The 25,513-nt window shown below is 39.8% G+C and carries 26 protein-coding genes and 1 riboswitch; of the genes, 18 read left to right on the forward strand and 8 right to left on the reverse strand.

Annotated elements, in window-relative coordinates; genetic code table 11:
- Positions 1-207: 207 nt before the first annotated feature.
- A complete protein-coding gene (locus AOT13_RS10680) occupies positions 208-723 on the reverse strand; it encodes a DUF1572 family protein (RefSeq protein ID WP_003251206.1) in 516 nt (171 codons plus the stop codon).
- A 673-nt stretch (positions 724-1,396) separates the two neighbouring features.
- On the opposite strand from AOT13_RS10680, the gene AOT13_RS10685 reads away from it, so the two are divergent.
- Entirely contained in the window at positions 1,397-2,569 is a 1,173-nt protein-coding gene (locus AOT13_RS10685; RefSeq protein WP_042386090.1) for an ATP-grasp domain-containing protein, read from the forward strand.
- A gap of 3 nt (positions 2,570-2,572) precedes the next feature.
- A complete protein-coding gene (locus AOT13_RS10690; protein WP_003251201.1) occupies positions 2,573-4,276 on the forward strand; it encodes a methyl-accepting chemotaxis protein in 1,704 nt (567 codons plus the stop codon).
- Positions 4,277-4,655: 379 nt separating this feature from the next.
- Here the strand turns inward: AOT13_RS10690 and AOT13_RS10695 are convergent, their stop codons facing one another.
- Positions 4,656-5,720: an acyl-CoA/acyl-ACP dehydrogenase gene (locus AOT13_RS10695; RefSeq protein WP_003251200.1), complete on the reverse strand. Its 1,065-nt coding sequence runs from the start codon at positions 5,718-5,720 to the stop codon at positions 4,656-4,658.
- 270 nt (positions 5,721-5,990) lie between these two features.
- Positions 5,991-6,524: a DUF4242 domain-containing protein gene (locus AOT13_RS10700; protein ID WP_003251198.1), complete on the reverse strand. Its 534-nt coding sequence runs from the start codon at positions 6,522-6,524 to the stop codon at positions 5,991-5,993.
- 333 nt (positions 6,525-6,857) lie between these two features.
- Between AOT13_RS10700 and AOT13_RS10705 the strand changes: the two genes are divergently transcribed.
- On the forward strand, positions 6,858-7,307 hold the full coding sequence (locus AOT13_RS10705) for a winged helix-turn-helix transcriptional regulator (protein WP_003251196.1): 450 nt from the start codon (positions 6,858-6,860) through the stop codon (positions 7,305-7,307).
- A 55-nt stretch (positions 7,308-7,362) separates the two neighbouring features.
- Here the strand turns inward: AOT13_RS10705 and AOT13_RS10710 are convergent, their stop codons facing one another.
- From AOT13_RS10710 to AOT13_RS10720, 3 genes are all read right to left on the reverse strand, one after another.
- Complete coding sequence (locus AOT13_RS10710; RefSeq protein ID WP_003251194.1) at positions 7,363-8,130, reverse strand: ABC transporter permease; 768 nt, start codon at positions 8,128-8,130, stop codon at positions 7,363-7,365.
- A gap of 4 nt (positions 8,131-8,134) precedes the next feature.
- Positions 8,135-9,103, reverse strand: a complete 969-nt coding sequence (locus AOT13_RS10715; RefSeq protein ID WP_003251192.1) for an ABC transporter substrate-binding protein — start codon at positions 9,101-9,103, stop codon at positions 8,135-8,137.
- A 93-nt stretch (positions 9,104-9,196) separates the two neighbouring features.
- Complete coding sequence (locus tag AOT13_RS10720; protein WP_003251190.1) at positions 9,197-9,982, reverse strand: ABC transporter ATP-binding protein; 786 nt, start codon at positions 9,980-9,982, stop codon at positions 9,197-9,199.
- 351 nt (positions 9,983-10,333) lie between these two features.
- On the opposite strand from AOT13_RS10720, the gene nikA reads away from it, so the two are divergent.
- The 10 genes from nikA (at position 10,334) to AOT13_RS10770 (ending at position 18,887) form a co-directional block, all read left to right on the forward strand.
- A complete protein-coding gene (nikA, locus tag AOT13_RS10725; RefSeq protein ID WP_003251189.1) occupies positions 10,334-11,854 on the forward strand; it encodes a nickel ABC transporter substrate-binding protein in 1,521 nt (506 codons plus the stop codon).
- A gap of 1 nt (position 11,855) precedes the next feature.
- Entirely contained in the window at positions 11,856-12,797 is a 942-nt protein-coding gene (gene nikB, locus AOT13_RS10730) for a nickel ABC transporter permease (protein ID WP_003251187.1), read from the forward strand.
- The gene (gene nikC, locus AOT13_RS10735) at positions 12,794-13,615 is read left to right on the forward strand and encodes a nickel transporter permease (RefSeq protein ID WP_003251185.1); all 822 of its coding nucleotides are present in this window, start codon (positions 12,794-12,796) and stop codon (positions 13,613-13,615) included. Before nikB ends, nikC begins: the two co-directional genes overlap by 4 nt.
- 12 nt (positions 13,616-13,627) lie before the next feature.
- Entirely contained in the window at positions 13,628-14,437 is an 810-nt protein-coding gene (locus AOT13_RS10740) for an ABC transporter ATP-binding protein (protein ID WP_003251183.1), read from the forward strand.
- Positions 14,438-14,453: 16 nt separating this feature from the next.
- On the forward strand, positions 14,454-15,221 hold the full coding sequence (locus tag AOT13_RS10745) for an ABC transporter ATP-binding protein (protein WP_035502130.1): 768 nt from the start codon (positions 14,454-14,456) through the stop codon (positions 15,219-15,221).
- Positions 15,222-15,236: 15 nt separating this feature from the next.
- Positions 15,237-16,541 carry an MATE family efflux transporter gene (locus AOT13_RS10750; RefSeq protein ID WP_003251180.1) on the forward strand — a complete coding sequence of 435 codons (1,305 nt, stop codon included), beginning with the start codon at positions 15,237-15,239 and terminating at the stop codon, positions 16,539-16,541.
- Positions 16,542-16,551: 10 nt separating this feature from the next.
- Positions 16,552-17,382, forward strand: a complete 831-nt coding sequence (locus AOT13_RS10755; protein ID WP_003251178.1) for a nicotianamine synthase family protein — start codon at positions 16,552-16,554, stop codon at positions 17,380-17,382.
- 348 nt (positions 17,383-17,730) lie between these two features.
- Positions 17,731-18,024, forward strand: a complete 294-nt coding sequence (locus tag AOT13_RS10760) for a 4a-hydroxytetrahydrobiopterin dehydratase (RefSeq protein WP_013401060.1) — start codon at positions 17,731-17,733, stop codon at positions 18,022-18,024.
- A 22-nt stretch (positions 18,025-18,046) separates the two neighbouring features.
- Positions 18,047-18,583 carry a YdbC family protein gene (locus tag AOT13_RS10765; RefSeq protein ID WP_013401059.1) on the forward strand — a complete coding sequence of 179 codons (537 nt, stop codon included), beginning with the start codon at positions 18,047-18,049 and terminating at the stop codon, positions 18,581-18,583.
- A gap of 124 nt (positions 18,584-18,707) precedes the next feature.
- Positions 18,708-18,887 carry a hypothetical protein gene (locus tag AOT13_RS10770; RefSeq protein ID WP_013401058.1) on the forward strand — a complete coding sequence of 60 codons (180 nt, stop codon included), beginning with the start codon at positions 18,708-18,710 and terminating at the stop codon, positions 18,885-18,887.
- Positions 18,888-19,180: 293 nt separating this feature from the next.
- On the opposite strand, the gene AOT13_RS10775 is transcribed toward AOT13_RS10770, so the two are convergent.
- Complete coding sequence (locus AOT13_RS10775; RefSeq protein ID WP_042386085.1) at positions 19,181-20,257, reverse strand: iron-containing alcohol dehydrogenase family protein; 1,077 nt, start codon at positions 20,255-20,257, stop codon at positions 19,181-19,183.
- 207 nt (positions 20,258-20,464) lie between these two features.
- Positions 20,465-20,580: riboswitch (SAM riboswitch) on the reverse strand.
- Positions 20,581-21,397: 817 nt separating this feature from the next.
- Between AOT13_RS10775 and AOT13_RS10780 the strand changes: the two genes are divergently transcribed.
- On the forward strand, positions 21,398-22,795 hold the full coding sequence (locus AOT13_RS10780; protein WP_042386083.1) for a membrane protein: 1,398 nt from the start codon (positions 21,398-21,400) through the stop codon (positions 22,793-22,795).
- A 147-nt stretch (positions 22,796-22,942) separates the two neighbouring features.
- On the opposite strand, the gene AOT13_RS21220 is transcribed toward AOT13_RS10780, so the two are convergent.
- On the reverse strand, positions 22,943-23,077 hold the full coding sequence (locus AOT13_RS21220) for a hypothetical protein (protein ID WP_255210122.1): 135 nt from the start codon (positions 23,075-23,077) through the stop codon (positions 22,943-22,945).
- Positions 23,078-23,600: 523 nt separating this feature from the next.
- On the opposite strand from AOT13_RS21220, the gene AOT13_RS10785 reads away from it, so the two are divergent.
- The 4 genes from AOT13_RS10785 (at position 23,601) to AOT13_RS21050 (ending at position 25,503) form a co-directional block, all read left to right on the forward strand.
- Complete coding sequence (locus AOT13_RS10785; RefSeq protein WP_045844694.1) at positions 23,601-23,882, forward strand: hypothetical protein; 282 nt, start codon at positions 23,601-23,603, stop codon at positions 23,880-23,882.
- A 100-nt stretch (positions 23,883-23,982) separates the two neighbouring features.
- Complete coding sequence (locus tag AOT13_RS10790; RefSeq protein WP_042386338.1) at positions 23,983-24,267, forward strand: YwqI/YxiC family protein; 285 nt, start codon at positions 23,983-23,985, stop codon at positions 24,265-24,267.
- Positions 24,268-24,326: 59 nt separating this feature from the next.
- Positions 24,327-24,656: a T7SS effector LXG polymorphic toxin gene (locus AOT13_RS10795; RefSeq protein ID WP_050946920.1), complete on the forward strand. Its 330-nt coding sequence runs from the start codon at positions 24,327-24,329 to the stop codon at positions 24,654-24,656.
- Between the two features lie 97 nt (positions 24,657-24,753).
- The gene (locus AOT13_RS21050) at positions 24,754-25,503 is read left to right on the forward strand and encodes a hypothetical protein (RefSeq protein WP_003251163.1); all 750 of its coding nucleotides are present in this window, start codon (positions 24,754-24,756) and stop codon (positions 25,501-25,503) included.
- Positions 25,504-25,513: the final 10 nt, after the last annotated feature.

Raw genomic sequence — 25,513 nt, forward strand, 5'->3', positions numbered from 1 at the left:
ATCTGTTAAACAAGAGGTACTTTAGTTAAATCCAGCTGTTGCCAAACAGAATAGACGATTAAACATTTTTGAAGTGATTTCGTTATTACGTAGTTCGAAGATTTTACGAAACTTTGCACCCTATTAATTTTCTGAAAAGCGCGAGTGGTGGGGAGTTCACAGACTGAATCAATCGGTCTTTTTTGTCTGTCTTGTTTTCAATAAAAGTCAATTATTCATTTTCTTTTTAGGAATTGTTAAGCTCTTCCAGTCATCAGATTTAAGTTGTTTCGCGATATAAACTATTTGCCCAATATGATAAGAATAATGATACATTTGTCTTTCAATCGCTTCGATAATAGTATGTGGTTCACTTCGAATATAAATGATCTGAAGAAGATGTTCTTCTTTAATCGTGTCTAAAGCTTTTAAGAATACATCCCAACCTTTATTCCAAACTTCGTATAACTCCTCACGGCTTGAAATGGTATTTTCAAATTCTCCATCCCTATCTCTATATGGTTTTTCGCCATCTGAATGGAAAAAATCTGTCCATCGTGAAACCATATTTCCGCTCATATGCTTAACAATTACTGCTATACTGTTGGAGTTATCATTAGGCGACCAAAATAAGCCTCGGTCGTCAAGTTGTTCGAATGCTTTTTCTGCTGTATTTTTCATGCTTTCAAATCGTGTTTTAACAACTCTTAGATATTCCGAAGCTACAGATGGATTGTTGGACATAGTAATCATCCCCTTTAAAAGATTTTTGCGTAAAAATGCTTTACTTATATCTATACTTCTTTTTTAATGCTATATTTTCCTTTTACATCTCTGATGTTTTCTGCAACTAAAAAGTTAAGCGAAGCACAAAATTTTTTCAGCACCCTAAGTCTTTTTTATAAGTTCATATAAGAATGTTTCAGACGATAACTAGTTCCTGTAAATGTTAAGAGATAGCTGTGATGAATAAGGCGGTCAATGCTTTTATCTTGCATAATGCGCTACCTTTATTTTGCCTTAAACAAAAATTAAGAGAGAAGTATGTATAATTGAGCAGGGGCCTTAACTGGTTCCTGATTTTTTTATTTCCGAATAAGTTTGAATTTTTATAAAAGAACAAAAAACATTTAGAGTGTTAAGACTCCTCATGTTTTGACGATAAGAAGAGTGTTGGAACCATTCATCGAAACAAAATGGGGGGAATGATGTCACAACTTTCCCATCATGATTAATTGGCTTTATTTTAGCCGTGCCTGATTCAGCATGAATTAGGTGCCATACATATAGGAATTTCTGTATGTATACAGAGCAAGCGGTGAAGGAGCTTTCTTTCTCTTTCTAGTTTTGCTTATTTTTTAGGTTATGGATGGAACATTTCAGAAAATAAAATCTCTACTTAGGAAGGTGCATCAAGGTGATTCTCATCAATGATCAAATCATTTCTCCTATTCTAGTCGAATCGATACAAGAACTTAATGTTCCTGTTTTCAAACAAGGTAACCGTTCCGAAATGTTAAAAGCATTAAAGGGAATGGAAGCTGAGGAGTTTTTCCCTCTTATTACTGAGCAGCAAAAGTTATTGACGAATTCAGAGAGCTGCTTAGCACTGCTTGAATCTTATGCTCCTGATAGCGTTCAAAATCATTGGGCAAAACAATTAAAAGATAAAGGAGCATTCCGCCAAATTCTTTCTAGTATGTATCCTGATTACTTTTATAAGGTAGTCAGCCTAGACGAGCTTAATAAAATTTCGGTAGAGGATATTCCTTTTCCTGTTGTGATTAAGCCAAGCAAAGGATATTCCAGCGTGGGAGTGTATAAAGTAAAAAGTGCAGATCAGTGGGAGGATACTTTACATAAATTAAGTACAGATCTGCTTCTTATAAAAAACATTTATAACAAAGAAGTAATTAACGGAGAGAGCATTTTAATTGAAAAATGGATATTCGGAGAAGAATATGCTGTTGACGGTTATTACGATCACGATGGCAATCCGGTGATTTTAAACATTTTTAAACGTTTGTTTCAAGACGAATATGATACGTCGGATCGAATCTACTATACATCCAAGCAAGTTATCCATGAAATTTACGATGACATATTAACTTTTATGCATAAGTTTAGGAAAATTGTCCCAGTGAAGAATTTCCCGATTCACTTTGAAGTGAGAAAAAGTAATCATACCATCATTCCGATTGAAATGAATCCGCTCCGATTTGCTGGGGCGGGAACAACAGATCTTGGATATTATGCTTATGGATGCAATGTGTATAAGCATTATTTTCAAGGCACAAGCCCAGATTGGGAAGAAGTGCTTCGCGACATGGATGATAGTATCTATAGTTTCTTCTGCGCGGAAATCCCGATGGATATTTCACAAAATCTTATAAAATCCATTAACCATCAGTCGTTTAAAAAGCAATTTCAACAAATTTTAGAGTACAGAGAAATACAAGCAACAAATGATAGAACATTTGCCATTGTCTTTTTTAGAAGCGAAACAATGGAGGAGCTTTATCGATTACTGCAAATGGATTTACGTCCATTTATCACATTAAAGGAAATCGAACATTTGAGGGAGAGGTAGGAAATGAGAAGTATAACTTGGAAAAAATCAATCAAAATCCAATTAGTCATTAGTTTTTTATTTCCATTTCTTGTGTTTTCTCTAGTTCTTTTTGGATTTGTCCGATATGTATCAGATTATATTATTCAAGAACATGTTATTCCCCAGTTTGATGAACGTCTGACAGAAAATGGACGATTACTAACAGAGATGCTTGATCCTAATTTAATTAAAAATACAATCGACTTCCCAAAGACGTATGGCCCGGAACTTAAGCGGGATTTGGATTCGTTTATTGAACGAAAAAAAGGAATCGAGTATGTATACGTATTATCAAGAAAAAATGGCAAAGATGTCATTGTTGCTTTAAATGGCAGTGACAAATTTATGGTTGAGTCTCCATTTACAAATGATCAAAAATTATCATATGAAAACAAAGAGCCCGTGCTGAGTTCCATTTATAGAGATAAATGGGGGGTCCATAAATCCTTTTTCATTCCTGTTGACGGTGCGGATGCCATCGTTGGAATAGATATGAGCGCTAAATTTATTGATCAACTAGAAAAATGGATATTGACTGTTTCGCTTATTGCAACAGCTGTCATAGTTGTTATTGGAGTCTTATTGGCTTTGTTTGTTGGAAATAGAATATCTAAACCTCTTAATCGTCTAGTACAATATGCGAAAATCTTTTCTACCGGAGATCTTAGCCAAGCGGTAAATATCCAGCGGGAAGATGAGATAGGGGTTTTAGCGAATAGTTTTGAAGAAATGAGAAAAAATTTAAGTCGCATCATCGATCATGTAAGAGAGAAATCGGAAGCAATTCATCATACTGGCCAAACTCTTTTGGCATCCTTTGAAGAATTAGCTCAAGCATCTAAACAGATTGCGATGAGTACAGATGAAGAGGCAAAAGGTGCTGAAGAAAGAGCCAATCATATTGACCGGATTTCAAATATGATGTCTGAAATGTCAATAGCGATATCCAATGTGGATGAACAAACGAAGTTGATTAAAGACCTTACCGATCAAACAAGCCAGCAAGCTGAAAAAGGAAATGTTCAAGTTCAAATGATTACCGAACAAATGAACAAAATAAAACAAAATGGCATGGTGAGTAAAGAAAACTTATTTAATCTGGGGAAAAAATTAGAACATATTAATGAAATCATTAAGATTATCCAAGACATTTCATCCCAAATCCATCTTCTTTCTTTAAATGCATCGATTGAAGCAGCTCGTGCTGGAGAAGCCGGTAAAGGATTTTCGGTTGTTGCCCAAGAAGTTCAGAAGCTTGCAAACCAAACTGATGAATCCATCAAAACAATATCTGAAGCGATAGATGAGATCAATGAACAGGCTAATATTGTGCTAAATCTGAACCAACAAGATTTTGAAGATATTGTAAAAGGTGTTGAAATTGTTGAAGATAATGGGCGATTATTTAATTCTATTTTTGAAGCAGTAGAGCAATTGGCAAAAGGGATTGATGCGATTGTTAAAAGTACAGAAGATCTGCATCAAGCATCCGATGAAATTTTAACATCCATTCAAGAAATTGCAGCAATTTCAGAGCAAGGAGCGGCTGCGACTCAAGAAATTTCTGCTTCTGCTGCTCAACAAGACAATACGATTGACTATTTAAAACAACAAAATTCAGAGCTGAAACTCTTGGCTGACAACCTTCAAGATATGATTAAGCGATTTAAGACAAGTAAAATGTGAAGAGAAACAACTTAAAAAGAGATGCAGAATAACAAACAACTAACAAAATCTATTTGTGCATGACATTACATTTGATAAAAATTTAATAACTCCAATATCGCTGTTTTCCAAGACGAACAAGATTAATTGAAGCCTACTCGCTTTGAGTAGGCTACTTTTGTTTATAAAAGAAGGCGGAGTAAGACTCTTGCCTTCTTGACAACAATATTATAAAAAATAATGAAGATGTATGGTTTTGGACAGTGTTTGAGTCAGATAAATTGCTCGAAATCAGCGTAAAATAAATGAATCTGTCAAAATGCGAAAATCGTTAATCAAAGGCTTCATGTAAACAAGAGGATTTTTCTGCTACCGTTTTGCGATATTTCCTATGGATCGTCTATTTATTTAGTAATTTTTCTAAATGTTTTACCGTAGGTGTCAGGTTGGCAAAGAAATATGCTTCTCTTAATCTGCGGGATGGATCGCTTTGTTGCAAGTAACCGGCCCCTCCATGATGCAGCATGGAGCCATGGACCGCTTTTAGCGTGAGATAAGTAATGTTTAAACGGATTCTTAATAAATCTTCGCAATGTTGCGTCAAATCAGGCGATTGAACAAGACGATATATTTCTTCGCGGATGGATGTTAGTTCGTTTTCCAGTTCCTCCGGCTGAATGCTTAAATAGCGATTGCACCCGTTTTGTTTATTTTGTATTTTTTTCATTGACTGGATAGAAGCAGCTGTGACTCCCAATCCCAGCGGGATTTGATAAATAAGAAAAACTGGGCGTATTTTTTGTACAAAGTCATCCGCGTGTTCAGAAATGATCCATTGATCTGGGATAAACACATCATTGAATGTGCATGCATATGTTGCGCTTCCATTCAGTCCTAAATAATCCAGCTTTTCTTTTAACGCCAACCCTTGAGCATGGCACGGGACAAACGCCATGATCCGTTGTTTTTCATTAACGGAGGCGATAATGCCGAACCAATGATTTGGCCCTAAGTTTGAGACAGACGGCAAATAGCCGTTAATGATATATCCTTCTTGGGTCCGTTCTGCTTGCAAATGGAGAGATTCAAGTCCATCATAATATTTCATTGGATTGGACAATCCGGTTCCTCCAAGCGTTTTTCCGCTTTCAAGCAGCGGTAAAACTTCCTGCTTGAGGTAGGAGTTTTCGCATGTGCGCAAGTATGTGAGCGCTGCTAAGTGGCACCAAAGGGTAAAGGCGGTTGTCATGCATATTTTTGCCGTTTTCTCGACTAATTGTATTTCACGGGCGAGAACCTCTTTTTTCGAAAGCCCTGCTGACAAAAGGAAACCGTATTTTCCGATATTTTCAAAAAATTCACGGGGATAATAGGCTTTTGTATCAATTTTTCTTACTAAAGGTTTTAACTGGTTGTTAAGTAAATCAGCTAAAACACTTTTTGCTTCTGATTCCATAATGGCCATTTATCGCCACCTCCTATCCGGCTATTTAAAGCAAAGAAGATTAGGGACCGGAAATTGTGTAAAAAGCAGTTTTTTGAAGATCCAAGTTCACCGGGATGGAAAATGGGATTTTACATCATAATTACGGCTTGACCGTGAGGGATACCGGTCCAATGGCTCTAAATATTTTTGTTTTCTTCCCACAGCAAGAAAAATTTTAGCGGTTATCTAGCAATTTCATGATAGTCAAACCCCAGCGGGAATTGAAAATCCCGCTGAGGTGATGCAATGTTATTTATTTGGCAAAATTTCTGTGACCGTATCAATCGGTGCTTTCACTGCTTCACGGGCTTTTTTGACGGCTTGTTCATCCGGAGCATGATAGAAGCAAAGGCATTTTGTCATATCTTCGCATACATACGTTCTTGAGAAGGTGACTTCCGGTACTTCTGCATAGTGCACGGAATTCTTTTTCTTTCTGTCCAAATATTCTTCCATGGTGAGATTTTCAGGAAGGTTCCATTCCACTACGTAGTTTACGGTGTCTGCTTCTTTTTTGACTTCTTCGATATCCTTCCCTACTAAACGGACTGGTTTAATAAGAGTAACAGGAATGCCTAACCGTCTTAAGCGATCATTAATAATATTTCGTCCTTCGCTTTCAAAAATGAAAAATGCTCTTGAAAAATCTTTGGAAACTTGGACTTCAATAAGATTTGCGCCGTTTTTGCTTAGCTCTTCCCGAATCTCGGAAACTTTCTTTTCAAACACTTCTTTGTCTTTTACCGCCCCGGTTAAAATCGATTCCACTAAGTAAAGCGCCATGTTTATTGCCTCCTTTATCATTATAGCCTTAAATTCTTATGAAATTAATATGATTTTATGGTAATTTTATTATAGTTAGTTCAAGAAATCAACTTAAAAATAAATTTTACCGCATAAATTGGAGAGCACACCGCCATACCGCATCGCATATTTTCGGCCATGAACATGCACGATGCCGCAAAGATTCGGCTTTTGGCATTTTGGCTGGCGGAAGCAGGCCGCTTACAATAAAACTAAAAATCGAAAAATTTATATGAATAGTGGTAAAGGAAATTTCTATTCTGAGAAAAGGTAAGTTATAATTGAACCGAAACAAGAACAGGAGGTTTTTTTATGAAAGAGAGATATGATTTGCCTTGCAATATCGCCCAATCCTTGAACATCATCGGGGATCGCTGGACATTGTTGATTATTCATGAAATTTTATTGGGGCATACGACATTTAATGAAATAAGAAAAGCATTAAAAGGGATATCTTCCAATCTTTTGTCGGATCGTTTGAAGTATTTGGAGGAAACTGGCTTGATCACTTCTACTTTATATTCCGAACATCCGCCAAGATACAAATACATGTTGACAAAAAGCGGAAAAGATTTGGAAATAGTGTTCAATGCCTTAATCATTTGGGGCAGAAAACATTTAAAAAAATGTTATAAAAAATTGGTACATGAATCTTGCCAGCATGAAGTAGAAGTTTCTTATTATTGCCCACGATGTAAAACAAATGTGGAGGACTTGGCCGTTGTCGAGGTCCATTCTGAAGCGATTCCCGAAAAGCTGTGATAATGCTCATAAAAAAGAGACAGGAAGCATCCTGTCTTTCTGTCTTTTTTATAGTTTATTCATCCGGCTGCATTCCCCATTGTTTTTCTATCCATCTTTCGAATAATTGGATGGCTTTATCAAGGATAAGCCCCAAGATGCCGATAAAGATGATTCCGGCTAAAACAAGATCCAAACGCAATGAATTTCTCGCGTCGACGATTAAATACCCTAATCCGGACTGGGCGCCGACCATTTCTCCGGCAACGAGAAAAATCCAAGCGGTGCCGATTGCAATGTGAAGTCCATTGGCGATAAACGGAAAAGCAGCAGGAAAAATAATTTTCGTCATTAAATGCGGCTGTTTGATCTCAAAATTTTCCGCCACTTTTAAATATGTGCGGTCCACTTTTTTTACCGCGGAAACAGTAGAAAGCAATACAGGGAAAAATGCTGCGATGAATATAATCACAATCGCAGGAATGTCCCCGATGCCAAACCATAAAACAATAAAGGGTGACCACGCAATCGGGGAGATAGGCCTTAGGATTTGAACAATTGGATCAATAATATTCCATAATTTTGCAAGGCGCCCTAACATGAGCCCTAATATAACGGCAGTAATTACTGCTGAGAGATAGCCAATCAAAAACCGGATGAAGCTCACTTTTAGATGCACCAATAAAGTGCCGTTGGCAATCAGCAGCCCAATTCCTTTTCCTACTTTCAAAGGAGAAGGAAAGAGAGCCTCTTCATAATTTCCAATCATAATCACGGTTTGCCATAGGGCAATTAATATCGAAAATCCTATTATGACATTGGTTAATTTCTTTGCCGTGTTCATACGATCACTTCACTTTATCTATTAATGAATTATCGACAAATTCCCGGTAAGCCGGAGGATTCTTGGACAACCCCGTTTCAATCATGTACTGTCTTAGTTCTTCGTATGCGTTTTTATCTATTTTTAAATCGTTAAATGAAATCCATTTTAACGATAAATGGAGCACATCTTTATTAACATTCATGTATTTGGAGGCGGCTTCATAGGTGTAGTCGTCTTTTAATTCTGCTTTTTTCCCGGCTTTGACATATTCACTCACAAACTCTTGAGCGAGTTTCTTTTCGTTGCGGATAAAGTCATTTCTTAAAACGAGTGCGCAGCACACAGAATGTTTCCAAAGTTCTTCCGATTGAAATAACACTTTACCTTTATTCATTGCCACAGATAGAGCGCCAAAAGGTTCTGCCACTGCGTAGCCGGATACCCTGCCTTCGGAAAGGGCTGCTGGCATTTCAGCAGGAGGCAGTTCAACGATATTCACATCTTTATATGTAAACCCTTCTTGTTTCAGCATTTGATAGAGCAACAGGTTGTGTGTAGAAAATTTGTGAGGAATTGCAAAGTTTTTCCCTTTTAAATCTTTTACGCTGTGGATATCATGAGAAGTCACAACGACATTTCCATCTCTATGTCCTAACGCCACCGCTTTTAAATCCACCCCCTGTTCTTTTGCCTTCATTGCCAATTCCACAAGCACGCTTGCCCCGTCAATCCGTCCCGTATTCAGCGCATCCATCAGTTCAGGCCAAGAGCCAAATTTGATAAGTTCAAGATGAAAAGATCGGGACTGGCTTTTTTCTAGTTCTTTTTCTATATATAGGGGAACAGCGTGGGTAATCGGCAAATATCCTATTTTAATGGTCCGCTTTCCGTTTACGTTGGACTGGGCATTGTCGGAATTACAAGCGGTCAGGCTAAAAACTACCACCGTGATGAATAAAGAAATTATCAATGTTCTTAATATTTTCGTCATGGAATATGCCTCCTTTTTTATTATTACGCTGCATGATCGCACTATCGAAAGATTCGGATAATTTTTTTGTGTATACATCCTTGGTGAGATGGATTAAATATTATAATCCATCGAAGGGGCAGGGCGATGAAAATGAAATTCTTCCAGAATAATCTTTCGGTAATATTGGAAGTCTCCGTGACTTCGATCTCTAGGCCTTGGGGTATCAATTTTTAATTCTCTATGGATTCGGCCGGGATTAGCACTCATGATCAATATCCGGTCTGATAAATATACCGCTTCGTCGATATCATGGGTCACAAGAATGATCGTTGTCTTTTCTTTGCCTTGAAGGCGCAATAGTTCATCTTGTAAATAATAACGGTTAAAAGTATCCAAGGCGGCAAACGGCTCGTCCATCAGGATTACCTCTGGCTGAATCGCAAGCGCTCGGGCAATCGCGACTCGCTGCTGCATTCCGCCCGACAATTCATGGGGAAAGCGTTCAGCATAGTCATGTAAACCAACTAGTTTAAGATAATCGAAAGCCTGCTTTCTTCGTTGTTTGGGGGTTAAGTCCAGCCCTTCGAGACCTAACTCGACATTTTTAAGGACGGAACGCCAAGGCAGGAGGCCATAATGCTGGAATAGCATTACACATCGCCGGCTTGGTCTTTCCACAACGTTTCCATCCAAAATGACATGACCTTGGTCCGGTTTTTCAAAACCGCCGATGATGTTTAACAGTGTGCTTTTTCCGCAGCCGCTCTGGCCAAGGATCGAAAGAATTTCCCCTTTTTCTATACGAAAGGAGATTTGTTGGAGAACTGGTTCAAGTCTTCCTTTATTCGGAAAACTTTTACTTACATTCTCCACTTGAATGATTGCTGGATCGCTCATCGCCTAACCTACCTTTCGTTGTTTTTAGGAAGCAAACAGCCATTTAAGGCAGTGAATAAACATTTTGAAATTAATTAATTCCTATATGTTTAATATGATTAATATTTGCTAGTAATTTTATTATACTTTGTTCAAAAAATCAACTTAAAATTTAAGATAATTCATAGTTATTAAGAGATTACGCCAATCAATATTCCGCGGACGTTGTTATCCAATTTTTTACATATGCTACTGCGTTCACATCTTATTGATTTTCATAGAAAAAATTTATTCAATTATATTTACAAGCGAGGAAGAATTATGTAATATAAAAACGAAAATCGTAATCATTACGAAATAGGTGGTGAAAAAATGCTTCAATATGGCAAAAGGATATGGATACTTCTGGTTATTTTGCTGCTTGTCGGATGTTCACAGTCATCCTCTGAAGAAGGAGAGAAGAGCGGAAAGGAATTAACAGTGCTTTTTAATTTTCCGACAAGCACCATTGACCCGCACTTAGACAGCAATTATACGGCCGTTCGTGCGGGAGTGGGGGAGACGCTTGTTAAGATTAGTGAAGAGCTGGAATTGGAACCTTGGCTGGCAGAGAAGTGGGAAAGTAAAGACGGCCAAAATTGGATGTTCCAAATTAGGGAAGGTGTCACATTTCATAACGGAAAAAAAGTGGATGCCCGCGCAGTGAAGGAGTCTTTGGAAAGGGCGAGCAAAGATAATCCAGCCGTAAAAGCGGCATTAAAAATCCGCAAGATGGAAGCGGACGGACAACGGTTAACCATTCAAACAGAAGAAGTGTTTCCGCAGTTTCCTTCAGAGCTGGTGCACCCTAATACAGCGATCATTGATGTTGCCGAAAAAGACTTTGATAAAAAGCCGGTCGGCACAGGACCGTTTAAGGTGGCTTCTTTCGAGCCAGGGGTGGCGCTGAATGTTGAACGGTTTGAAAAGTATTGGGATGGCAAAGCAAAGCTTGATAAAGCGACGTTTGCCTTTAACGAAGATGCCAATGCACGGCAAATGGCGCTCCGCTCAGGAGATGCGGATATTGTTTTTCGGCCGCCGGTTGAAAATCTGGAGCAGTTAAAAGCAGAAAAAGCGAAAATAGAATCTGTCCCGGGATTGCGCACACATCAGTTAATTTTTAATATGGATAGTCCATATATGAAAGAAGAGAATGTGCGTAAAGCAGTGGATGCATTAATGGACCGGAAAGAGATTGTTGAACATATTTTAAATGGGCATGCCGTTGCAGCAAAAGGCCCTTTTTTGGCAGACTTTCCATTCGCGCCATCTTATGAAGAGAAGAAAAGCGGAATCGAAGCGGCGGAACAATATTTTACACAAGCAGGCTTTCAAATACAAAACGGGAAGCTTGCGAAAGACGGGAAACCGGTTCGGTTCAAAGTGCTCACATACTCATCACGTCCGGAACTTCCTTTAATCGCGCAAATTCTCCAAGCAAAAGCGAAGGAGCTTGGAATAGAGATGGAGATTCAACAAGCGGAAAATATTGATGAGTATTTAGCGGCAAATGATGATTGGGATTTTGCAACATACAGCAGCTTGACGGCTCCCCGCGGTGATGCGGCATACTTTTTGAATGCGGCATTCATGCCGGATGGAGCGCTAAACTACGCAAATATCAACCATCCAAAGCTAACCGCCATCATTCATCAATTAAACAAAACGGTAGAAGCAAATGAACGGAACAAGCTGGCAAAAGCAGCATTAAAAATCATTGATAAGGAAATGCTTCGTTCTTTTATCGTACATCCGAATATTATTGTTGCTTATCGTGACGGGGTGAAAAATTGGGTGACTAGTAAAAGCGAGTATTACATATTAACGAAAGAGTTGGATGTGGAAAAGTGAAATGATTCCAATAACGAAAAGACTCGTTGAATTCATATTATTTTTGTTTCTGCTTTCTTTCATCAGCTTTATATTGATTAAACTGGCGCCTGGCGATCCTGTCAAACGGATGCTTCAAGTAGATGAAGTGTCCGTCACGAAAGAGCAAATCGAAGCGCTAAGAGAGGAACTGAAGTTTCATGAGCCTGTATACATTCAATATTGGCATTGGTTGAAACGGTTTTTTCAGTTTGATTTAGGCAATTCCTATATAACAAAGCAGCCGGTTTTGTCTGAATTGTTATCGCGGTTTCCCGCGACATTGATGCTCACATGCACTTCTTTAATCGTAATGATTCTGATTTCTGTTCCTTTAGGGATTTTATCTGCGCTCTATAAAAATACATGGGTGGATCATCTAAGCCGTTTGTTTGCACTTGTTGGTTCATCCATCCCCAGCTTTTGGCTTGGGCTTCTTCTCATTGAATGGTTTTCCATTAAACTAGGGATATTGCCGAGCATGGGAAAGGGAACGGTGAAGCATATCATATTGCCATCCCTTACGTTAGGAATCGCGATGTCTGCGGTTTATGTCCGATTGTTGCGTTCCAGTTTATTAGAAAGTTGGAATGAGGATTATGTGAAAGCGGCAAGGGCAAGAGGAATTAAGGAAAGGCGCATCTTTTTATCCCACGTTTTTCGCCGTGCCTTAATTCCCGTTGTTACCATTTTTGGAATGAGCCTCGGAAGTTTAATCAGCGGCACAGTTGTCGTTGAAGTGCTGTTTTCCTACCCGGGAATTGGAAAAATGGTAGTGGATGCGATGATTCGCAGAGATTATCCAGTTATTCAAGGATATGTTTTATTTATTACGATCCTTATTATCATCATCAATATATTCGTTGATATTTGCTACCGTTGTTTAAACCCGGAGATACGTTTAAAAGGAGTAGAGAAACGTTGAAAATAATCAAGCAAAATAATGTAATGCGGTCACGGACGGTTCCCTTTCTGCTTTTGTTTGCCTATTTACTTGCGATCGTGACCGCTCCTCTGTTTGCTCCTTATGATCTGTTTGAAATCGATCTGAATGGACGTCTGCTTAAACCAAGTGCGGAACATCTTTTTGGGACAGATCATCTTGGGCGGGATTTGCTTTCCCGCATATTAGCAGGAGGGCAAGTAACGGTAGGGACAGGGCTTCTCGTATTGATCATTGTGTTGCTGATCGGGGTTCCATTAGGAATGGCGTCAGGCTTTATTGGCGGACGTTTTGATCGCTATTTGATGAGAATCATCGACGCCTTTTTGGCGTTTCCTGATTTTATTATCGCTATTATTCTTAACGGGATTTTAGGTCCTGGCATGTGGAATTTAATTGTAGCGATTGTTGTTGCCAAGTGGGGGAGCTATGCGCGGCTCGTTCGCAGCACGGTGTTATCCGAGAAAGAAAAAGATTACATTTTAATGGCAGTGGTCAATGGCCTGAGCACATTTCAAATCATTCGCAAGCATTTGCTCCCTCATGTAATGGGGAATGCGCTCGTTTTAGCGACGTTGGATCTTGGAAAAATTATTTTGCTGATTGCTTCCCTGTCTTATATTGGCTTAGGAGCACAGCCGCCGACCCCTGAATGGGGGGCGATGCTGAATGAAAGTACACCGTATTTTCACAGCTCCCCCCATTTAATGGTGATTCCAGGGATCGCGATTATGTCAACAGTACTCGTTTCGAATTTAGTTGGCGATGCCTTGCGTGATCGCTTGGATGTAAAAGCGTAAAGGGGAGATGACATGTCGTTATTGACGATTCGCCACTTAGATATTTCCTTTCGCGATAAGCCGATTGTGCGAAATATCAATTTTACTGTCCGGCAAGGGGAATGGTTAACGTTAATTGGCGAAAGCGGCAGCGGCAAAAGCATAACCGCTTCTGCTATCGGGGGATTGCTTCCAAAAGAAATGCGGATCACCGCTGGCCGTATTCTTTTTGGAAATAAAGATTTAACTTGTTTATCTAATAAAGAATATCGGAAAATACGCGGAAAAGAAATTTCTTATGTTTTCCAAGACTATCAAAACTCATTGACTCCTTTTATGAAAATAGGAAAACAAATGGATGAAATGATCCAAGCCCATTGCTCTTTCAACAAAAAGGAAAGAAGGGAAATTGCCCTTCAAGCATTGGAAGACGTGCAACTTCCCGCAAAACGTGTATATGATAGTTACCCTTTTCAGTTAAGCGGCGGACAGCTGCAACGCGCATCCATTGCAATGGCAGTCATGTTGAATCCAAAATTGCTCATTGCCGATGAGCCGACGACCGCTCTGGACAGCATTACCGCAGCCCATGTGTTGGAAGTGATCGCAAACATTCAGGCAAACATAAACTGCGCTATTTTATTTATTACCCATGATTTAAGGCAGGCTAGAAAATACTCTGATGCCATTGCGGTGATGAAACAAGGAGAAATCGTGGAAATAGGAACGAAGGAAAACATTATATACCATCCTTGCCACCCTTATACGAAACAGTTATGGAATGCGGTTCCGTTGATCCATCGTTCTTCCTCAGCCAAAGAGACGGACTTGATTTTGAAATAGAAAGGAATCAGGCATGATGACAGATATATTAACGGCGAGAAACATAAAAAAAACTTATTCTTCAGGCCATCGGGCACTAAACGGGGTGTCGATATCGATAAAAAAAGGCGAATGCGTTGGGCTTGCCGGCGAAAGCGGCAGCGGCAAAAGCACATTGGCGCGCTGTTTGCTCATGCTTGAAAAGCTGGACGAAGGAGAAATTTTTTTACAGGATCAACCATTGCATCTGATGCCAAAAAAAGAAATCCGCAAAATTCGCCGCCATATGCAAGCAGTGTTTCAAAACCCGGCCGCGGCTTTAAACCCAAAACGAAAAATTATTGATTCTCTCATGGAGGCGCTGGATGCATACCCTCATGTGAATCCTGTTTATCTGCAAGATGTAAGAGATAACCGGGAATTATGCGCGAACCGATTGCTTGAAATGGTTGGGATAGCGAGCCGCTACCTTTATTGTTATCCCCACGAATTAAGCGGAGGCCAGAAACAGCGAGTAGCTATTGCCCGGGCGATTAGCATCCAGCCGTCTGTCATCATTTTTGATGAGCCGACGGCCAGCTTAGATGTATATACACAAGGGAAAATATTAACTCTTTTAAAGGAACTGCAGGAACAATTAGAATTATCCTATTTGTTTATTTCCCATGATCTTTCTGCAGTCTGTTTTTTAAGCGAACGCATTTTGGTGATGAAAAATGGGGAGTTTGTCGATCACTTTCAAAAGGACGATTTGTTCTCTCCACATCGCCATCCTTACACAAAACAACTATCACTTACTTGGTGATGGAGGAGGACAATGATGACGCATCGAGCATATCTTTCTCTGGCGATCCCGCTTATTATTTCAACGATTACGACTCCGTTATTAGGTGCTGTCGATACGGCCGTAGTGGGGCAGCTTTCCGATCCGGCATATATTGGCGGTGTGGCTGTAGGAACGATGATTTTTAACACAATGTATTGGTTGTTTGGCTTTTTGCGGGTCAGTACGTCTGGTTTTGCCGCCCAAGCCCATGGTGCCCAAGATTCCAAACAGTGCTTTTTCTATTTAGTAAGGCCGTTTCTTATTGCGTTAGCCATTGGCCTCACATTTATCCTTTTTCAATGGCCGATTAAGCATGCCGCTTTAACGCTTATTGATCCGGATGAGAAAGTAACGGCATTCGCTGATGAATATTTTTCGATCCGCATTTGGGGAGCTCCTTTTGTGCTGGCAAATTACGTCATTCTTGGCTGGCTTATCGGAATCTCCCGTGTCAAAATATCTTTATTTTTACAAGTATTCATGAATTTATCCAATATTGCCTTGGATTTATTGTTTGTGAACATTCTGCATCAGGATGTCAAAGGGGTGGCAACCGCTACATTCATTTCAGAAGCGGCGGCATTTTTGCTTGGCATGTATATTGTCTTAAAGCTTTCGAAGATTCGTTTTTCCGCCATTTTCCACAGCAAGCTGTGGAATCTAGGAGAATTGAAGAAAATGATGGCAGTCAACCGGGATTTGTTTATTCGGACGATTTGCTTATTAGCGGTGTTGAATGTGTTTACGGCAAGAGGTGCGTCTTTTGGCACCGAGATACTGGCCGCCAATGCTGTTCTGATTCAAATCCATTACATTATGGCATACTTTTTAGACGGATTTGCCAATGCGAGCAGTATTCTTGTCGGAAAAGCCGTCGGCGCAAACGACGAAACGTTGTATAAGCGCACTTTATCTCTGTCCTCGCAATGGGCGGTTATTTCCCCTTTATTTATGATGCTGATTTATATACTGTTTAAAAATTCAATCATTTCTGTGTTTACGAAAAATCAGGAGGTGATTGAACTGGCAAGCTCCTATAGTATTTGGATCACGATCTTTCCGCTTGCGGCAAGTTTCGGTTTAATCCTTTACGGTGTTTTTACAGGAGCGACGGTGACAGCGCCGATTCGCAATTCCATGTTGATTTCTCTGGCGTTATATATTGTGTTCCTCCTTATTTTTATACCTGTGTTTCATAACCACGGCTTGTGGCTTGCTTTTATTGTTTTCAGTTTGGGCCGGTCTTTGTTTTTAGCCATGTATGTTCCAATGTTAAACAGAACATTATTCCAAAAATGAGGTGCTGTGGATGCCATTAGCTGAGTCGTTCCAACTTAAAGAACAAATCATTGAGCAATACAAACACGCCTATAAAATCCTGATGGCTGAGCATGATTTATCCCCGAATAATCCGATCATCAACGAAACGCTTTATTCGCTTGTCAACAACTTGGGGCAATTTTTTGAACATGAACTGGAAGAAGAAATATTATCCGATCGCGAAATAGGAAAGATACGGAGCGATATGCTTCGAAAATTAGAAACAGCCGAAACGCTCATGGAATTTTATTATGCTGAGAAATTTATACAAGATACACCACATATAAATAATTTGCGAAAATTTATTTACTGGGACAACTATAAAAAACTCGTTGACATAGAGTTAAAGAAGTTTTTTGCGCTCGCCGAACGGCAACAATTATCTGCTATTGCGTTTGTCGGATCAGGGCCTTTGCCTCTTAGCACCATATTGCTTCAGCGGCAAACAGGAAAACCGGTTGTATGCCTGGATATCAATCCGGCGGCATATAATATAGGTAAAAAGTTAATAGATCGATATGGTCTGCAACATTCGCTAACGTACGTATTAGCAGACGGGGCATCTTATCATTACGAGGGCTGTGATTTAGTATGGATTGCCAGTCTTGTGCCAAATAAACAAGAGGTGGTTAAAAGAATATATGAGACCAATCCAAATGCGGTTGTCGCCATAAGATCGGTAGACGGAATCTATCAATTGCTATATGAACCAGTGGATGAGGCTATTTTTCAACATATCATTGGCAAAGAGATAGGGCGTACGAAGGCAAATTCATCCATTATCAACTCTACTATTTTTTATCGGTTTCAACATGTATAATAACTGCATACATAGGATCAGTGTTAATGTATGCCTGCACATATAAAGTTTTGTATGTGCAGGCTGTTTGATTTGAAATATAATGATTTTTTATTTCCAAAATGCAGGAATCTTTCAGATAACCTCGAACATGTTAAAAGGATCTTGCTAAATCAGAAGAAGCAATCTTTTTGCTAGAAGAAAGCAGAGGCCTTATATTTTTGTTCCTTTTGTTGTTATTGACAGAATTCTCGAAATAATATTGCTGATTTGTAAAAGGCTTTGGCGATATATAGTTATATTTTCATACTGACAGGTGATGCTGTCCGTTCGTTTTTAATATAATAAAAAATCAAGGAGGAAATCGTAATGAGGTTAACAGAGGAAGAATTGCAAGCCTTTTTACGCGGGATGGAAGGCTGGAAGCTGGTGGAGGAGCGATGGATTGCAAAAAAGTACCGCTTTCAAGACTATTTGCAAGGAATTGAATTTGTGCGGCGAATCGCGGCAATTTCGGAAGAAGCAAACCATCATCCGTTCATTTCCATTGATTACAAGTTAGTCACCGTAAAAATTTCGTCTTGGCGGGCAAAAGGCCTCACAAAACTCGATTTTGAACTGGCGAAAAAATATGACGAGGTTTACGAGAAAATGAAAGATTAATTAATGCAAAGAAAGGGAAGCAATGTTGTTAAAATGGATTCGATGTGAAGTGGATGAAGAGAAGAAAGCCGCGTTTTCCGCCGCGCAAGAAACATGGCGCGATTTGCAAGGATACCCTGGTTTTCTCGGACAGATAGGCGGCTGGAATGCTGCAAAGCCGCAAGAAGCGTGGATATTGGCGTTTTGGGAAAATCTTGATTTTTATCAATCTTTTATGAGTGATAAACATGACGAAATTTTGGAGCGAAGCAAGCAAACCGGGACGTATCACAACATCTCTGTGGATATTATTGAAATAAAACAACGTGCCGAGATTCCGTATATTAGTATGGCCGAAGTGCTGCAAAAAAGCAAAATGCTGTACGTTATCAGCCCGAACAGGCTAAGAGAAAAACGACTCTTTTCAGACACGATAAAACATGGCAAACATATATTGGCAACGTTCCGTTCAGCACATCAACTTGCTGTGTTATGTGCATCAATGGAATTTCATCCAAGCGAATGGAAGAACATGCCTCATACACAAGTTAAGCTGGAAAGCGCGTGGACGGTTGTTTGAACGATCCGAAGATAAGACTTCAATTGCATGGCAATTCAAGCGCATTTTTTTAAGAAAGCATCACAATACTCCATCGATCATAGGCTTCCTGTGGTGTTTATATGTTAATAAGGGATGAGGAAAGATGAATTTGGTAGGACATAAAATCTATTTGCGATTTTTAAAGGATACAGATGCGGGGCCGCTGGCAGAGATGCACCGCAAAAACCGGGAATTTTGGCAACGGTATACTCCAGATAGGCCCGAGGAGTTTTATACAGAGGAATATCAGTTCCATCGAAAAAAATTCGCCCTCTTCAAATGAAGTTAAATGAAGAGGGGTTACTGCCAAGAGGTTGACCTTAACTAAAGCAAAGCACCAATCCCGTAGCCATATGAATAGGCACGCTGTATTATTATAAGTTTGGTGTGTGGTGAGACACTTTTGGGTCAACCTCTTTTATGTTGACAGTTTAAACTAAAGGATCTAAAGAATGCCAATGCATACTGTTAAAAATCACCTGAAAAAGAACGTGACATGGCAGTTAGCAAGAATACCCCTTTATCTTTTATTTAACAAATTTTTATATGATGCCATTATGAAAACCAAAGAGCGGTTTAAACTTCTAACTTCTCCAGTTGGTAAAATGCTTGGACGATCTTCTCGCTATCAACCGGAATATTCATAAGATGAATAGATTCGTGTGGCTGGACGATCTCTTCGGCAATATAAGTTAGTTTTTCTTTTTCTGTTGCATCAAGACCGAGTTGTTTTAAAGTATAAGGAAGCTTTAAATCCCGGTAAAATGGAAGCAGATAATGAATTTCATCCCAATTTTCTTCAAGGGCGAGCTGTACGAGAATTCCATATGCGACTTTTTCTCCATGAAGTAAATGATGCGTTTCGGGCACCTTCGTTAATCCGTTATGAACGGAATGGGCCGCTGCTATTCGGCCATATTGATCACCAAACCCTCCAACCATGCCGCCTGCCATAATAATCGTTTCAATTACTTTGCGAAATGATAAAGTATCGCGTTTTTCTACTAAGTCGTTTATGGCTGCTCGACTATGTTCGAGCAACTCCGTTTTGCACAGATAAGCCGTTTGATGGGCGATTTTTACAGAAAGGGGAGGATTGCTTAATTGACGGATGATACAATCAGCTTCATACCATTTGGCAAGTGTATCCGCAATTCCGGCTCGGAGATAAACAACTGGTGAATGTAACAATATTCTTGTATCCACTAACACCATTAACGTTGATTTTGGAAAAATATCATAGCGAATAAATGTTCCGTTTTCATCATAAATCACGCTAAGAGGTGTCCAAGCTGCGCAAGTAGAAGCAAGCGTTGGGATTAATACGACATCCAGATGTGTTTGATTGGCAACGGCTTTCGCCAAATCCAGCACTTTTCCGCCGCCAATTCCAATGATAACATCAAAATGAACAGAAAGTGACGATAACCGTTCAATTTCAGCCAGAGAACACTCTCCATTATACCGGAAAAAGGAATAGGTTAATTTGCCGTTTTTAGGGAAGTATGGTTCAGCGGCTTTCCATGACCGTTCTCCGCAAATGACAAAAACATTTTTAAAACCATGTTTTTGCAGTAAAGCTTCAAGATGAGTCAACACTCCGCTTTCACATACATAATAATTAGGAGCACCGCGAACTTCGATCATGTCCATCTTTTTATTCCTCCTTTTGAAAGACAAGATAGACAAAATTTTTTACCTCAATCATCGAACTTTCCCCTGTTTTATTGATCTGCATCGTTTCGAAATGAAAAGAAGATGGCAAACATTTACTTTATACCACTAGAAGATTTGCGTCTTTCTGCTAAGAAAAAACGCCTCTTTCATTCAGAAAGAGGCATCGGGTATCTATGTACACACGACTTATCTTTCAGAATGAAAGCCATCATTCTGCAGGATTTGGCACCGTTCCTTTATTTTACAAGGAGGTTGCCGGACGTCATAGGGCCTGTTCCCTCGGTCGCTCTTGATAAGCGGTGATCGTATTCAATTTTTACATCAATCATAATTCTTGAAAAAATGATTGTCAATATATTTTTCTCTATGACAACGGAAGATAACGTTATATAGGAAAAAATCTTTAACCAGTTTTCCATTTTTGGGTGGTGAAAAATTTCAACATATGGTGAAAAAAATCACTATTCATTTATTCAGCATCATTTAAGCGTTTTCTTTTTTATGGTGATTTTTTTCACCGTTTTATTTGTTAATATTCTTAAAATTTTGCATTGTAAGCAAGTTCTTCATATTGGCATAATATTTGCACATAACAGAAAACGGACAAAAAAGGAAGGGGGGGAACATGAAAGAATAAAAGGACGGTTGACGGATAGGGGGAGTCAGAATGTAAAGAAATAAAGAAAAGGCTCTTTGGATGCCAAAATATTGCATCACGCGAGATAATGATGACAACGAGTCTTTAGCAGGGCTTGCTTTTGGCATGCAGGATTGGAGCAACGCACGCTCTCGCTTATAGACGCTTCTGCTTAAGGAGTAAGCAGCTCTTTGTTGCTCCATTGCGTCATGAAACAGAACCAATAATTTGTTTAGAAAGATTCCGGGGATATCGAAGAAGCATTAGAGGGAAGAGATGACTAGGCAGCCTATACAACGGTGAAAACGATGAGCCGTATATGTCGCTATGGGAAAAATCCACAATCTTTGTGTGAATTTCATATTCCGGGACGGCACTGGATGAGATGGCTCAGGCGGCTGCGAGGCAAATTTGGCTTTTATGAAACACCCATTGAAAATAAAAATACTATGCAATCTAGTCAGCAGGAGGGAAAAATCATGAAATGGAAAAATCGTCCGCACGGTGCTGAAACACCGTATATCCCTGCCGGTCCCTTTAAAATACGATTGCCTTTTATTCATTATCGGTTTGAATGGCCTGATTATGTCCAAGGGTTGCTCATGTGTGCGGTAGACCTTGGGGCTATTACTCTTTTAACAGACCATTTAGGGATGCCATTTGAAGTGGCATTGGCTGTTGTCATATTGAATGGCCTTTTATATTTACTTCATCATCTGCTCGGTGACCCGGTTATTCCAGGATGGGTTACTCCTGCGATTCCTTTGATTGTTTTGTTTGTTAAGCAATTTCCTGAAGGTCCGGACCGAGTATATGCACTTATCGCATTTCAGCTAACTCTCGGAATTTTATCCATCATTTTGGGAGTAACGGGACTTGCTAGTAAAGTGGTGCGTTTAGTGCCGGATGCGATAAAATCAGGCATTATTCTGGGGGCAGGAATTGGAGCTGTCGTATCCATCTTTGAAGAGGGGGGAAAGTTTGAGTCATTCCCTTATACGATCACAATTTGTGTTGGGTTTGCATTTTACCTGATTTTCTCTAAACATTTCGAAACGTTAAAACAAAAAAATAAAATTTGGGCATTGTTAGGGAATTTAGGAATATTGCCGGCTATTCTGCTGGCCGTTATTGTAGCCCCGCTTGTTGGGGAAGCGAAATGGCCGGATATTCAATGGGGGGTAAGTAAGCCTGATTTTGCTACTCTTTGGTCGGAATATACAGTGTTTGGGCTTGGCTTTCCGGCATTCTCATTTTTTGTAAAAGCAATACCTGCTGTTCTTGCTACATATTTAGTTGTTTTTGGAGATGTGCTGAAAACGAAAGCTTTGCTTTCTGAATCGGACATAGTGCGCACAGATGAGAAAGTCGATTATAATCCGAACCGCGCCCATTTAATTTTCGGTGGCCGCAACGTTCTTATGAGCATGATTGGTCCCGATATTACGATGTGCGGACCAATGTGGGCAGCGATGCAAGTTGTCGTAATTGAACGATTTAAAAAAGGAAAAAAAGCAATGCATTCGTTCTTCGGTGGAGCCGGTTCTTTCCGTTGGGGCACAAACACTGGATTATTTTTGCTTCCTATCGTAAGTTTAGTACAACCAATTCTGGGGGTTGCATTGTCGCTGACGCTATTAGTGCAAGGTTATGTAAGTGTCCGAATCGGCGTCATGCAGGCACGAAGCCAGCGTGATCTCGGAATTGCCGGAGTGGTAGGGGCAATACTGGTAGTGAAAGGTGCGACACTTGCTTTTGCAGCAGGCATCCTTTTATGCATCCTGTTATATGGGAAAGACTTTCTACTCGGAGAAAATGACCGGATTTTTACGCATCATTCTCAAGAAGCTGAATACAAAGAAAAGGAGGCGATATGATAAAACAGGCTTGGCTCAAAGGGATATATATGAACGGACACCTTTTGATGGCCGGCTTTTTCACTGTTCAAAATCCGGTTGCTTAAGAACATGTAAGATAAAAGGGGCATGAAACGTGGTAACAGGAAGCGGAAAGACGGCCGGGGCTTAACTTGTTACCGGTGTGCGAATCGGTATGATGCGTTTACAGGAAGTCCGGATGTCGGAATCGTCATCTGAGACAATGGAAGCGATGACAGAATTAAAATTCGTCATTTTCAACCGAATCAATAACACTTTCATAGGTTGTCTGCTATCATGTCCATAGCACGATAGTTTGAGGCGATTCGCGGAATGCTTCATGCCCCAAACAAACGGCCCGGCTGCTATTGAAACAAATGTTTAACCCCTTCGCTGTGTCAAGGAGAACGCGGAATACCAGAGCGAAACGAGGATATGCCGCGAAATCTCCTTGGCACATCTGTTTCGTGACAACATAGTTCCGCCGCGCAGGAAACATGGCGCGATTTGGAAGGATGTCCTGGTTTTCTCGGGCAGATTTTGTTGGATATATCCCCTTTAACTGAAGAAAGCACCGTCTCTGGATGTTTTTAGTAAAAATGTATTAGCACATTATTACCATTTTTCCAAAAATTATATCTTTATTCGCTTAAGTTAGATTTTTTTTGCTAAAATAATAGGGAAAATACATCTAAAAAAGGGATTCGTTTACACAGTTATCTTCACGATATGCCACATAGCATTATCCCCCTCTTTTAAACCACCCATTCTTTTTAAAACGGAGAAAGGAAAGGAGTGCCTTCCAATGAGCCTTTCTTCCTTATACGCTCTTTTAAGAGAAAAAGAAAGGCAGTTAATGAGATTGCAGACATGCGAAAGCCAGCTTCGCCAATGCCAGTCCGAATTTTTTCAACAAGAGCATTTATGTACAAAACCGGAATTAACGGCAAAGACGTGGCATGGAAATAGGGCGGAACAATTGGATTCCCTCCGGGATTCAGGCATCCTGTGGCAATACCGCGTTATAGAACATGTTCAATTTGACGATACACTCCAAGCATTACGAAACAAGATTATCCAACTGTAAAACGAAATCAGCGAATTGCGAAGTTCCATTGCTTATCTTGAAGCAAAGCAAGCCGAGATGCTCAAGCAGCAAAATTAATGAAGAAAAGGATGTAAGCAAAATGAGCGGTGAAATAAAAATCGTATATGAGGAAGTCGAAAGCTCGATTACCAATATGGAAAGAGCGACGCAATCTCTGGAGCCGGTTTTCCCATCTTCCCTTGGTGGGGAAAATGCACTAGACGTTGTTACAAGACTGAATGAACTCATGCAAGCATTGCAACAAACTTTCTTGGCATATAAGGAACTATTGATACAAAACGAAATCGATACACGGCAATCTGTACAAATGATGCGCCGTACAGACGAAGAAGTAGCTACTGGCATTTCCCGCCCATCGCATTAAGAACGAAGCGGGTGTTTGAAAGCACTCTACAAAAACGGACCAAAGGTGGAGTGAAAGCAATGAAAGTATTAGATGTTCAGGGACAAGGTGGATCCGAAAAAACATCAGGGGCATTCTGGAAAGCAATGAAAGTATTAGATGTTCAGGGATTGCATGAGGCAATCGACAAAATCATCAGCGAATTGCAAAGAAAAAACGCCCAAATGAAAAACATTCGCCAAAGCATCCAACAGTTCATTTCTTTGGAAGGCTCCTTAAAGGGAAAAGGGGGAGAGGCGATTCGAAACTACTACGAGGATGTGCATATCCCCTTTCTCACTTATTGGGAAATGTTTTCGGAAGAATTCGAAGCGGTTTTAAAACAAATGAAAATGGAACTTCAAGCGTAAAATGAAGTCTTATTTTGAAGGTACGAACAAGTCGGTGGCAGCTTACATCAGGCCTGTAGAGCGTACCCCCCGCGAAGCGGATGTGGGAGGATTTGCAATGGAAGAAGAACGTTCTTTACACTCTTCCATCACCGCATTAAAAGGCACTGTTGACACTTCCAAAAAAATAAGAACCCTTGTAAAGGGCGGGAAAACTAGCTATGTATTGTATAAAGCGGGAAAAAATAATGATTTGCGCGCCGAATTGGAAAAAGGCCCAAATGGCAAAAAGTATTATCGGATTGTCGCAACGAAAAAGGGATTTGAAATATTAGGAATTGAGCCGGATGCGGAAGCAGCAAGGGAATTAAATCGAGGGCTTCCGAAAGGCGGGAAAAAGTGGAATGAAACACATATTTTAAAAGCAGAAACAAACACCGCCATCTTAAAATATTATACAAAAAAACCAAAAGCAGCTGGCTGGTCCAAAGCGGGAAAAGCTGCGATTGAAAAATATCCGGAAATACAATATTTAACGCATAAAGATGCCAGCCGGATAGAGAAGGCGAAAATTGTCGGAAAAGCAGAACAAAGAGAAAATATGGAATATCTGCTTAAATCATATTTACCAGTGATTATTGCCGGGAGTATTGGGGTATTATTCATCGTTCAATTTTTGATTCGGAATATAAATGTGGATTTATTAACCCAAGGCTTTGAACCACTGCTTGTAATTATTTTAGGGCCTATCCTTTTTTTCACCATGATGTTTGTCCTTCCGGAACAACTTATTCTTCTTTACTGTAAGTACCGGTTTGAAGGGTTTAATTTTTATATGAGCGGTCATTTGAAAGAATTAGAGAAATAAATTAATGAAA

The sequence above is a fragment of the Parageobacillus thermoglucosidasius genome, assembly GCF_001295365.1.
GTDB lineage: Bacteria > Bacillota > Bacilli > Bacillales > Anoxybacillaceae > Parageobacillus > Parageobacillus thermoglucosidasius.

Bases quoted from the DNA above. Each gene is read 5' to 3' on its own strand.
- AOT13_RS10715 (WP_003251192.1), bottom strand. From the start codon at position 9,103: ATGACGAAAATATTAAGAACATTGATAATTTCTTTATTCATCACGGTG.
- nikB (WP_003251187.1), top strand. From the start codon at position 11,856: ATGATTCCAATAACGAAAAGACTCGTTGAATTCATATTATTTTTGTTT.
- AOT13_RS10785 (WP_045844694.1), top strand. From the start codon at position 23,601: ATGAGCCTTTCTTCCTTATACGCTCTTTTAAGAGAAAAAGAAAGGCAG.
- AOT13_RS10700 (WP_003251198.1), bottom strand. From the start codon at position 6,524: ATGGCGCTTTACTTAGTGGAATCGATTTTAACCGGGGCGGTAAAAGAC.
- AOT13_RS10755 (WP_003251178.1), top strand. From the start codon at position 16,552: ATGCCATTAGCTGAGTCGTTCCAACTTAAAGAACAAATCATTGAGCAA.
- AOT13_RS10790 (WP_042386338.1), top strand. From the start codon at position 23,983: ATGAGCGGTGAAATAAAAATCGTATATGAGGAAGTCGAAAGCTCGATT.
- AOT13_RS10720 (WP_003251190.1), bottom strand. From the start codon at position 9,982: ATGAGCGATCCAGCAATCATTCAAGTGGAGAATGTAAGTAAAAGTTTT.
- AOT13_RS10765 (WP_013401059.1), top strand. From the start codon at position 18,047: ATGTTGTTAAAATGGATTCGATGTGAAGTGGATGAAGAGAAGAAAGCC.
- AOT13_RS10740 (WP_003251183.1), top strand. From the start codon at position 13,628: ATGTCGTTATTGACGATTCGCCACTTAGATATTTCCTTTCGCGATAAG.
- AOT13_RS21220 (WP_255210122.1), bottom strand. From the start codon at position 23,077: ATGAAAGTGTTATTGATTCGGTTGAAAATGACGAATTTTAATTCTGTC.
- AOT13_RS10780 (WP_042386083.1), top strand. From the start codon at position 21,398: ATGAAATGGAAAAATCGTCCGCACGGTGCTGAAACACCGTATATCCCT.
- AOT13_RS10775 (WP_042386085.1), bottom strand. From the start codon at position 20,257: ATGGACATGATCGAAGTTCGCGGTGCTCCTAATTATTATGTATGTGAA.
- nikA (WP_003251189.1), top strand. From the start codon at position 10,334: ATGCTTCAATATGGCAAAAGGATATGGATACTTCTGGTTATTTTGCTG.
- AOT13_RS10745 (WP_035502130.1), top strand. From the start codon at position 14,454: ATGACAGATATATTAACGGCGAGAAACATAAAAAAAACTTATTCTTCA.
- AOT13_RS10710 (WP_003251194.1), bottom strand. From the start codon at position 8,130: ATGAACACGGCAAAGAAATTAACCAATGTCATAATAGGATTTTCGATA.
- AOT13_RS21050 (WP_003251163.1), top strand. From the start codon at position 24,754: ATGGAAGAAGAACGTTCTTTACACTCTTCCATCACCGCATTAAAAGGC.
- AOT13_RS10680 (WP_003251206.1), bottom strand. From the start codon at position 723: ATGTCCAACAATCCATCTGTAGCTTCGGAATATCTAAGAGTTGTTAAA.
- AOT13_RS10770 (WP_013401058.1), top strand. From the start codon at position 18,708: ATGAATTTGGTAGGACATAAAATCTATTTGCGATTTTTAAAGGATACA.
- AOT13_RS10750 (WP_003251180.1), top strand. From the start codon at position 15,237: ATGACGCATCGAGCATATCTTTCTCTGGCGATCCCGCTTATTATTTCA.
- AOT13_RS10795 (WP_050946920.1), top strand. From the start codon at position 24,327: ATGAAAGTATTAGATGTTCAGGGACAAGGTGGATCCGAAAAAACATCA.
- AOT13_RS10705 (WP_003251196.1), top strand. From the start codon at position 6,858: ATGAAAGAGAGATATGATTTGCCTTGCAATATCGCCCAATCCTTGAAC.
- AOT13_RS10695 (WP_003251200.1), bottom strand. From the start codon at position 5,720: ATGGCCATTATGGAATCAGAAGCAAAAAGTGTTTTAGCTGATTTACTT.
- AOT13_RS10690 (WP_003251201.1), top strand. From the start codon at position 2,573: ATGAGAAGTATAACTTGGAAAAAATCAATCAAAATCCAATTAGTCATT.
- AOT13_RS10760 (WP_013401060.1), top strand. From the start codon at position 17,731: ATGAGGTTAACAGAGGAAGAATTGCAAGCCTTTTTACGCGGGATGGAA.